This window comes from Methanospirillum sp. (assembly GCF_035560735.1).
Classification (GTDB): Archaea; Halobacteriota; Methanomicrobia; order Methanomicrobiales; family Methanospirillaceae; genus Methanospirillum.
On record NZ_DATMYY010000378.1, the window covers coordinates 1 to 3783 of the forward strand.

Sequence of the window (3783 nt, forward strand, 5' to 3'; positions counted from 1 at the left end):
ATGATATTGAGTCACGTGGCAGAAAAATATGAAGAGTTCCTGAGTTCGCTGTACTCAAATCTTATGAGATGTATCACCAGAATTATTTCTTTTCTCCTTCTGCTGATGAAATAACATCGGCATAATAAAGCCTGATATTCACTGCACCGGTGATCTGAACCTGGTTCATGTTAACTCCCTTTTTAATGAGGAATACCTTGAATGCACTCGCATTATCATTCTCACTCCCTGCTGTGTACCGACCTTTCCATGTTTTATATGGAGAGATTTCAGGGAAGGTATCATTACCTGTAGTAACAGGTCCATACCATTTGCCATCAGTATGTTTTCCGTAGATCAAAATTACAAAATGGAGAGGGAATGCAATATCGTTCACAGATCCCCAGACATATGAATCATCATTTCCATCAATCGTAATTACCGGGTCGGCCAGGCCCGGGCATATTCCCCCAATGAAGACCGCAAAGATAATACAACAAAAAACTGCACACCGGATAACGGGATCCTTTCGTGCACTCATATATTGTATATCTGCTGGTTACGGTATAAGGGTTAAACTGTTCGTACACGAAAAACCATGATAGAGATAATTCTGATAGTTTGTTTATGAGCAACCTATACAGAGCATAGTTTAACAAAGGGTGATGTACCCCGCAAAAACGGGTCATTTGCAGAAATCAATTTGAAAAAAGAACTGAAGAGATATCCAGGCAACAAGCGCACTTCTCATATCTACATGAGTATAGGCAATCAGTCTTTGGGATACAATGAAACGGTTCCAATCTATCAACAGCCAGAAGAAAAAAACCAAAAAATCATTTGTTGGTACGCGAGTGTTTCGTGGTTTCTCATAAACCAAAAAGAGAAACGGATTTTTGTTTACGCAGGAGTCCTCATTTTTCCAGCCATAAAGATCATCACTGCCCCCAGGCAGAGGATGAAAGTAATTACTGGCCATCCACTATCAAGGGTTTTAAAAAGTGAGATGAGATACCCGGTTATCACCGGTCCGACAAAACCCCCGAGATTGCCGATAGAATTTATCACAGCAACACCTACTGGCTGCTCATCTGGGGTAAGCTGGGAGAGTACATATGACCAGAACGGCCCGATGATTGATAAAATTCCGGATAGTGCAATCGTGATTCCCAGGAGAGACAGTATTGGATCTTCTGCCAGCTGATCGAGGGTCAGGCCGGCCCCGGCAATAAAAAACAGGATCACAATATGATAGAGCCGCTCGCCTTTGAGATCAGAATGACACGATACAAGGAACATGCAGATGAGCGTGACAATATAGGGGATCATTAAAATGAGCCCGATGGCCCTCATGTCAAGATTGTGCAGGAATGAACTTGAAAGTGTTGGAAGGAAGAAGATGATTGCGTACATCCCGACAGTCACTGCAAAATAGGTTCCTGAAAAAAGCAGAACCTTTGTGTCAGTCAATATATCAACAAGACGATGAGGATGTATCTTCACCGTTCCAGATTCGAGCTCTAAAATCAGCCATTGCTTCTGATCTGAATCAAGCCATCCCGCGTCAGCAGGGCGGTTTTTGAGAATCAGAAGTGATAGCAAACCAAATAGAATAGCAGGAATCCCTTCAATAATAAAGAGCCATCTCCATGCCGCAATAGAGCCCCAGTTCACCATATCCAGGATATACATAGAGAGGGGTGCCCCGATAATATTTGAGATCACAATTGCAGTTGAGAAAAGGGCAATCGATCGGGCAAGGTACCGGTGGGGGAACCACGTGCCCAGGTACCAGATCATTCCGGGAAAGAACCCTGCTTCTGCGATACCGAGTAAAAACCTGAGAACAATCAGGTGTTCAGGACTCTGGACAAATCCCATCAGTACTGCAACAAGACCCCAGGAGATCATGATCCGTCCAATCCAGATCCTGGCGCCCACCTTTTGCATGATGATGTTGCTCGGAACTTCAAATATCAGGTACCCGATAAAAAAAATCCCGGAAATAAACCCGAATAACTCGGCACTAATGCCAAGATCCGGATTCATGACTATGGCAGCATAGCCAAGATTAACCCGGTCAAGAAATGCAACGATGTAAAGGAGTAATGCAAACGGAATAATGTGGAGACGAATGAGGCCAATAATCCTCTTTTCTGACTCCTGGTTGACCTGCATAGATTATCGTCACCTTTTTCATGGGAAATAGGTATCCAACCGGTGGCAGGATTATTTATTTTTCTTCTGATTACCTGCAACTCAGATCTGATGAACAGGATCCATTAAGACAATCTCTACTGTATTGGAAAAAAAGAGGGATCAGACTACTCTACTGAAGACAACAGGAGGATGTTCCGGGTTTGTCAGACCTTGGGCAGATATCGTCTCAACCCTGTTACCAGCATCATATGTGAAAGAGAAGAGTCCGTCAGGAACTGAAACATTCTGTATCAGCGGTTCAAACCTGAAGAGACAGGATGTCTTGTTGACTGGAGTCAGGTTAAGTTTAAGTGGCCGGGGACCAAGTTCAGCAATGAAATCACCCGATTCATTTCTGATATTCATCGTACCATAATAATTATTCTGATACGATCCCGCAAAGCCAGGATAATCATAAATTCCCGGTTTCACTTCAGAATACACTGATACCGGAACCGTCGGCCTGATATCACTGCCAAGTGTACTGATATTGGTGAACTCGTGGTAATCTGCCCGGTTTGATATCATGAACATGAAGGTGTCTCCGATAAAATCAGCAATACCATTCTCTCCGGCGTTTGTCAGGACAACAATCCCAATCCCCTCCTCAGGGATGAATCCATTGTACGAACTCATCCCGGCAGTCCCACCATTGTGCCAGATTACCGGATGTGGCAGCATGGGATCGCATTTTACAACCCAGCCTTTCGCATAGGTAAAATTGAACCCTGGCCCTGATGCAATGGTGTTAGCCGGCCTTAAGATCTCTTTGATTGTCTCATTTTGCAGCACCCGATTCCCGGATATTTCACCTCCATTGAGCCATAACCGAAGCCATTTTGCCATATCGATGACATTAGAACTGATGCCGCCTGCTCCAACCTCACCATACTCTCCATTAAGATATTCCTTGTCCATTGGAACCGGCACATACCCGTTTGCAGATATGACATGATGATCTGCATACCCGTACCGGGTTGCTTCAGGAGAAGAGAGAAAATCAAATCCAATTGAAGTGTTCTGCATCCCAAGAGGGGTTAATATCAGATCTTTCAGATCGGAACTCAGGGGATAACCAGTCTTCTTGTTGATCACTTCGGATACAACAAAGTAATGCAGATTGTTATAACCATATCCTGATCTAAACGACTTTTCTGTTTCAAGATACCGCATCTGATGAACAATCTCATTCGGATTAAGTCCCATTCTGAAAAGAAGATCTCCATCATACTCAAAGAGCCCCGAGTTATGTACCAGCAGATCACCGATAGTAATCTTCCGTGTTGTTTCAGGGTCATTCAGTGCAAAATCAGGAAGAACTGAAATGATTGTGTCATTCCAGGAGAGAACGCCTCTGTCAACCAGAATCCCGGTAAGTGCCGATGTAAAAGCCTTTGACATGGAATTTATCAGAAATATTGTATCAGGAGTTACCGGATGCGGGTTTTCAAGAGATGTAACACCGAATCCCTTTGCATACAGTATATGATCTTGATCAGTAATCGCAATCGCCATTCCGGGGATCTCAGACTGATTGAATACATCAGTTGCAAACTGATCAAAATCTAAAATCATCGAATCCTGCGCTGATGTATTCATAAGGGG

3 protein-coding genes are annotated in these 3783 nt (G+C 43.6%); all 3 read right to left on the reverse strand.

Translation table 11 applies throughout. The features are described 5' to 3' along the window. Positions 1–82 precede the first annotated feature (82 nt). Complete coding sequence (locus tag VN429_RS11185) at positions 83–520, reverse strand: hypothetical protein (RefSeq protein ID WP_325633323.1); 438 nt, start codon at positions 518–520, stop codon at positions 83–85. A gap of 359 nt (positions 521–879) precedes the next feature. Next, positions 880–2157, reverse strand: a complete 1278-nt coding sequence (locus VN429_RS11190) for an MFS transporter (protein ID WP_325633325.1) — start codon at positions 2155–2157, stop codon at positions 880–882. Between the two features lie 141 nt (positions 2158–2298). Beyond that, positions 2299–3783, reverse strand: a 1485-nt coding sequence (locus VN429_RS11195) for a serine hydrolase domain-containing protein (RefSeq protein WP_325633327.1), incomplete at its 5' end; no start/stop codon positions are given.